5 protein-coding genes are annotated in these 6185 nt (G+C 64.0%); 4 read left to right on the top strand and 1 reads right to left on the bottom strand.

Annotated features, from left to right (window positions below):
• Positions 1-202 precede the first annotated feature (202 nt).
• Entirely contained in the window at positions 203-1447 is a 1245-nt protein-coding gene (locus Q0X85_RS02215; protein WP_297768397.1) for a glycosyltransferase, read from the bottom strand.
• Between the two features lie 150 nt (positions 1448-1597).
• Between Q0X85_RS02215 and leuS the strand changes: the two genes are divergently transcribed.
• The 4 genes from leuS to Q0X85_RS02195 form a co-directional block, all read left to right on the top strand.
• On the top strand, positions 1598-4159 hold the full coding sequence (gene leuS, locus Q0X85_RS02210) for a leucine--tRNA ligase (RefSeq protein WP_297768394.1): 2562 nt from the start codon (positions 1598-1600) through the stop codon (positions 4157-4159).
• Positions 4146-4637, top strand: coding sequence for an LPS assembly lipoprotein LptE (lptE, locus tag Q0X85_RS02205; protein WP_297768392.1), 492 nt, complete (start codon positions 4146-4148; stop codon positions 4635-4637). The genes leuS and lptE overlap by 14 nt, the downstream gene beginning before the upstream one ends.
• On the top strand, positions 4634-5659 hold the full coding sequence (gene holA, locus Q0X85_RS02200; protein WP_297768390.1) for a DNA polymerase III subunit delta: 1026 nt from the start codon (positions 4634-4636) through the stop codon (positions 5657-5659). Before lptE ends, holA begins: the two co-directional genes overlap by 4 nt.
• Before the next feature lie 159 nt (positions 5660-5818).
• The coding region (locus Q0X85_RS02195) for a hypothetical protein (protein ID WP_297768388.1) at positions 5819-6185 on the top strand (367 nt) is incomplete at its 3' end.

Here is a 6185-nt window from a genome sequence, read left to right as displayed (position 1 = left end):
GCGTTTTCAATGGCTTGAAACGTTGCAAAAGCGCCCGCCCGAGGGGGCGGTCGGGCGCTGCGCGGCGGTGCCTGCGGCACCTTGATTCCGCGCATTGGTGCTGCACTTGAACGGCAGCTCCAGGCCAGACTTTCTCTTTACGACGGCCCCCACACAAAGCTGGTGTAATGGCCCCGGTGCAAACCTGCGACCGGCGCGCGCCTCACGCCTCTCCGGCTGCCACCTCATCGACCCACGCCACCTGACGCGGCAGGCAGATCGTTTGCAGATCATAGCGCGCCCGGATCAGATCGCGGGCCGCCACCCCCAGACGTCGACGCGCGGCCTCATCATCCATAAGTTTGCAAACTTCCTTCACAAGCCCGTCGCCATCAAAGAAATCCACCAGCCGCCCGGTTTCATCATGAGTAATGACCTCGCGCACCGGCGCTGTGTCACCGGCGACAATCGCGGCACCGCAGCTCATTGCCTCCATCAGCGACCAACTCAGCACGAACGGATACGTCAGGTAGACATGTACCCGGCTCACCTGCAACAGCCTTAGAAAACGGTCGTATGGAATGCGCCCGAGAAAATGTACCCTTTGCCAATCGGGCGTGGAAATTCGGCCACGGACCTCATCGATGAAGATCTGCTTCCACGTCTGCCCCTTGGGTGGCCGCGCGCCATAGCTCACCTCGTCGCCGCCGACGATCAGCACCCTCGCCCTGGGCCTCTCGCGCAACAGGCGCGGCAGTGCGCGCATGAAGATGTGATAGCCGCGATACGGCTCGAGATTGCGATTGACGAAGGTGATAACCTCATCGTCGCGGGTGAGGGTGCCCGCGCCCTCCACCTCCAGCCGCACATCAGACTGCGGGCAGGCGGTGATCGTGTCGATACCGTCATGGCTCACGGTGATGCGGTCGCGAAAGGGGTGTGGAAAGGTATCGGCCTGAAACCGTGTAGGGCTGATGCCGGCGTCTCCCTGATCGAAATGCAGATGGTTGTTGAGATTCTTCAGACGGATGCGCAGGGGCTCGGTCTCGGGTGTCTTGCTGGCGAATTCCGGGTCGAAATCGAGGTGAGGGTGGCCGGTAAGGTGATAGAGTTCGCAGTAGAGCCCCATCCGCGCGTCTGGCCAGACATCTTTCAGGAACAACGATTCTCCCCAGCCCGGATGCGCCATAATGAGATCGGGCGTGTAGCCCTGCTCGCGCAGTTTGACGGCCGCGCGGTAGCAGGCCTCGGCGCGCGTTACCTTTGTATCCAGATCTACAAGCCAAGGGTGCACTTTTTGCGTCTCCCGCTTGGGCAGGGCATAGGGCAGCACGCGCACGCCCTTCCACGTGGTCGCTTCCTTGACGCGCAACGTCAGCGCCACGCAGTGATGCCCTTGCTGCGCCAGCAGTGGCGCCAGATGTTTGTATTGCCCCGGAAAATTCTGGTGGATGAAAAGGATTTTCATGAAGGTGCCTGCTTTGTGTGTCTGCGTGGTTTATAATCACGTGCATCGGTACCGCAAAGCCCCGCATTTTTGCAGCCGGAGTCTGGACCCGGCCCACACAAGCGCCTATCACCCCTTGCAACATCTGACAGAGCAAGAGGGGCACGGCCCATGTCGCGCTATTCACCCGCGGAAATCGAAGCGAAATGGCAACAGGCGTGGCAGGAAGCCAATATATTCTGCGCCCGCCGGGATGAGGCCAGGCCGAAGTATTATGTGCTGGAAATGTTCCCCTACCCCTCGGGGCGCATCCATATGGGCCACGTGCGCAACTACACGATGGGCGACGTGGTGGCACGCTACAAGCTGTCGACGGGGCATAACGTGCTGCACCCAATGGGCTGGGACGCCTTCGGCATGCCCGCCGAGAATGCCGCGATGGCAAGCGGCGGTCACCCCAAGGACTGGACCTACGCCAATATCGCCACCATGCGCGACCAGATGCGGCCCCTGGGCCTGAGCATCGACTGGTCCCGCGAGTTTGCCACCTGCGATCCCGAGTATTACGGCCAGCAACAGGCGCTGTTCCTCGATTTCCTCGAAAAAGGGCTGGTTTACCGCAAGAACGCCGTGGTGAACTGGGATCCGGTGGATATGACCGTGCTGGCCAATGAGCAGGTGATCGACGGCAAGGGCTGGCGCTCTGGTGCCGAGGTGGAGCGGCGCGAACTCACACAATGGTTCTTCCGCATCTCGGATTTTTCCGAGGAGCTGCTGGAGGCTTTGGACGGGCTCGACGACTGGCCCGCCAAGGTGCGGACCATGCAGGAGAACTGGATCGGCAAGTCGCGCGGGTTGCAATTCGCCTTTGGCCTGAATGACGGGCCTGATGGGCATGACCGGGTTGAGGTCTACACCACCCGGCCCGACACGCTGATGGGCGCGTCCTTCATCGGCATCTCGCCGGATCATCCGCTGGCCCGCCAACTGGAGCGCGAGCGCGCGGATGTGGCGGCGTTCTGCGCCGAGGCGCGCAAGGGCGGCACCACCGCCGAGGCCATCGAGAAGGCGGAAAAGCTGGGGTTCGACACCGGCCTGACCTGCCGCCATCCGTTTGATACCGCGTGGGAATTGCCCGTCTATATCGCCAATTTCATTCTGATGGACTATGGCACCGGCGCGATCTTCGGCTGCCCCGGCCATGATCAGCGCGACCATGATTTCGCGCGCAAATACGGCCTGCCGATCATCGACACCTTCTTGCCGATGGATGCGGAGCACGACATCGAAGCCGCGCCTTACGTGCCGCTCAAATCCGAGCGCGTGCGCTATACGCGGATTGTGGCGGGGGAAGAAGCGCAGACCGGCGAGGCGGGCGTCGAGGCGGCGATTGAGTTTTGCGAGACCAATGGCGTGGGGCAGGGCGTGACCAAGTTCCGCCTGCGCGATTGGGGCCTCAGCCGTCAACGTTATTGGGGCTGTCCGATCCCGGTGGTGCATTGCGAGACCTGTGGCGTGGTGCCCGAGAAGAAAGAGAACCTGCCGGTGCAGCTGCCCTATGACGAGGGCGGCACGCCGATTGATTTCGGCGTCCCCGGCAACCCGCTCGACAGGCATCCCACGTGGCGCGACTGTGCCTGCCCGGCCTGTGGCGCACCTGCGCTGCGCGAGACCGACACGATGGACACCTTTGTGGATTCGTCGTGGTATTACGCCCGCTTCACCGCGCCCCGTGCCGAGACGCCCACGGATATGGCCGAGGCGGAGTACTGGATGAATGTGGACCAGTATATCGGTGGCATCGAGCACGCGATCCTGCATCTCTTGTATTCGCGGTTTTTCGCGCGGGCGATGCATATCTGCGGGCATTTGCCGGAAAAGGCGATCGAGCCGTTCGATGCGCTGTTCACGCAAGGCATGGTGACGCACGAGATTTATCAGACGCGGGATGTCAAGGGCCGCCCGGTCTATCACCTGCCCGAAGAGGTCACCGAGGGGCGGCTGGCTGACGGCACGGAGGTGGAGGTGATCCCCTCCGCCAAGATGTCGAAATCCAAGAAGAATGTGGTCGATCCCTCGACGATTATCGCGGAATACGGGGCCGATACCGCGCGCTGGTTCGTCCTGAGCGACAGCCCGCCCGAGCGGGACGTGGAATGGACTGCCTCGGGCGCCGAGGCCGCGCATCGCCACCTCGCCCGCGTCTGGCGCATCGCGTCCGAGATCGCGCAGACCCCTGGCGAGGCCGATCCGCAAGCCGATGAGGCGCTCTTGCGCGAGATGCACAAGACCATCGACGAGGTGACCAAGGGCGTTGACAGCTTCGGCTTCAACGCCGCCATCGCGCGGCTCTATGCCTTTACCAACAGCCTCGCCAAATCGCAGGCGGGGCAGGCGGCCAAGACCACCGCCGCGCGCACGCTGGCGCAGCTGATGTCGCCGATGACCCCGCATCTGGCCGAGGATATCTGGTCCCTGCTGGGCGGCGCGGGGCTGGTTGCCACAGCCGCATGGCCCAAACCCGACCCGGCCATGCTGATCGACGAGACGGTGATCCTGCCGATCCAGATCAACGGCAAACGCCGGGGTGAGCTGTCGCTGCCTGCGGACATGGACAAATCCGAGGTTGAAAAAGCCGCGCTGGCCCACAATGCTGTGGTCAAGGCGCTGGATGGGGCCCAGCCCAAGAAAATCATCGTCGTCCCCGGTCGGATCGTGAATGTCGTCGTTTAACCGCCGTCTCCTTGTCCTTTCGGGCCTTGGCGCGCTTGCTGCCTGCGGCTTTGCGCCCGCCTATGGACCGGGTGGGGCAGGAGCCGCCCTGATGGGGCAGGTCGAGGTCGATGCCCCCGACACCCGTGCGGGCTATCTTCTGACGCGGGAGATCGAGACGCGGCTGGGTCGCGCGTCCAATCCGCGCTTTGCGCTTGGCTACGAGATCATGCTTGACGCCCAGGCCATTGCCATCAGCCGAAGCAACGTCACGTCGCGCTTCAATCTCCTCGGTCAAGTTACATATGCCTTGCGTGATATCGAGACCGGCGCAGTTCTAACCGCTGGTGATGTCAGGAATTTCACCGGATATTCAACGACCGGTAGCACTGTGGCGGTGCAGGCCGCCGAACGCGACGCAGAGGCCCGGCTCATGACAATTCTTGCCGATCAGGTCCTGACCCGGCTTCTGGCCGAAGCGCCCGCCGCACCGGAATGAAACTGTCGTCGCGCGATGCTTCCCGGTATTTTTCGCGGCCCGAACCGCACCGTACGGGGCTGCTGATCTATGGTCCCGACGCCATGCGCGTTGCGCTGAAACGTCAGGACGTGCTTGCTGCGCTGCTCGGTCCGGGTGCGGATGAGGAAATGCGTCTTACCCGGATGCCGGGGGGCGATCTGCGCAAGGACCCTGCGGCCTTGATCGATGCGATCAAGGCGCAGGGGTTCTTTCCGGGGCCGCGTGCGGCCTTTGTCGAGGATGCCAATGACAGCGCCGCCGACGCGATTTTGGCCGCGCTGAGCGACTGGCAGGAGGGCGACGCGCAGATCATCGTCACCGCCGGGCAGCTCAAGGCCACCTCGAAGATTCGCAAGGCGTTTGAGGCGCATCCCAATGCCTATGCCGTTGGAATTTATGATGAACCGCCCTCGCGAGAGGAGATCGAGCGGGTGCTCGGAGAGGCCGGTCTGCGCGACATTCCCGGCCCGGTGATGGCCGATCTCACGGCGCTCGCCCGCGACCTCGATCCCGGTGATTTTCGTCAGACGATGGAGAAGCTGGCGCTCTACAAGCTGGGCGATGACGCACCTCTCTCGGCCGAAGATATCGCCGCCTGCGCGCCCGCCTCGACCGAGGCGGATCTGGACGATATCCTCAATATCGTGGCTGAGGGGCGGTCGGGCGAGATCGGTCCGGTGCTGCGGCGGTTGAAGGCGCAGGGGGTGCAGCCGGTGGGGCTGTGTATCGGGGCGACCCGGCATTTCAGGGCGCTCTACACCGCCGCGTCCGATCCCGGTGGGGCGGCGCAGGGCATCGCCCGGATGCGCCCGCCGATCTTTGGCCCGCGCCGCGACCGGATGCTGCGGCAGGCGCAGGGCTGGGGGGCGGAGAAGCTGCAACAGGGGCTGACCATCCTCACCGACACCGACCTGCAATTGCGTTCGGCGGGACAGCGGGCGCCCGACATGGCGCTGGTGGAGCGGGCGCTCATCCGGCTGGCGATGCTGGCGGCGCGGTAAGCGGGCGAATCAGGGTTAACGCCTTGGAAAGCGGAAGGATATTGGGACTGTATCGCGTCGGTATCCTGTCGGTATCGCGTCGGTGCGGGTTTCGCCGAGGCCGGGGTTAACGCCGCGCGCGCTGGACAGCGAGGGACGGGCGGGGCAGGGTTCGGGGTGATGAGTGAGAGTGTGGACATAAAAGACCGGGAGAGCCTCGAGGCGTGGTTGAAAGATCAGCCGCGCGAGTCGGCGGTTTGGATTGCGTTTCGGGCGGCGGCACGAGTGCTGCCGGTGTGGTGGGACGCGGTGCTGACCGAGGAGTGGGCGCGCGAACGTGATTTGACAGCCCTGCTTCTGCGCAGCGTCTTGATATCGTCGGTTGCGGCTGTTGTGCCAACCGACGATATCAGGGCCAACGTCGCCGCAAACAACGCCGCCCACTTCAACGCCCGTGGCTTCGCCAATGCCGCCGGCTTCGCCGCCAACGCCGCCACCGCCGCCGCCAACGCCAACGCCGCCAACGCCGCCTCCCTCGCCGCCGCCG

Origin of the sequence: uncultured Roseovarius sp., from assembly GCF_947259555.1 — a bacterium.
In the GTDB taxonomy this organism is placed as follows: Bacteria; Pseudomonadota; Alphaproteobacteria; order Rhodobacterales; family Rhodobacteraceae; genus Roseovarius.
The sequence above is the reverse complement of the archived record's forward strand: the minus strand, read 5'-3'. Positions and strand labels throughout refer to the sequence as shown.

Excerpts from the sequence above, each read along its gene's own strand:
- Q0X85_RS02215 (WP_297768397.1), bottom strand. The coding sequence starts at position 1,447 with ATGAAAATCCTTTTCATCCACCAGAATTTTCCGGGGCAATACAAACAT.
- leuS (WP_297768394.1), top strand. The coding sequence starts at position 1,598 with ATGTCGCGCTATTCACCCGCGGAAATCGAAGCGAAATGGCAACAGGCG.
- lptE (WP_297768392.1), top strand. The coding sequence starts at position 4,146 with ATGTCGTCGTTTAACCGCCGTCTCCTTGTCCTTTCGGGCCTTGGCGCG.
- holA (WP_297768390.1), top strand. The coding sequence starts at position 4,634 with ATGAAACTGTCGTCGCGCGATGCTTCCCGGTATTTTTCGCGGCCCGAA.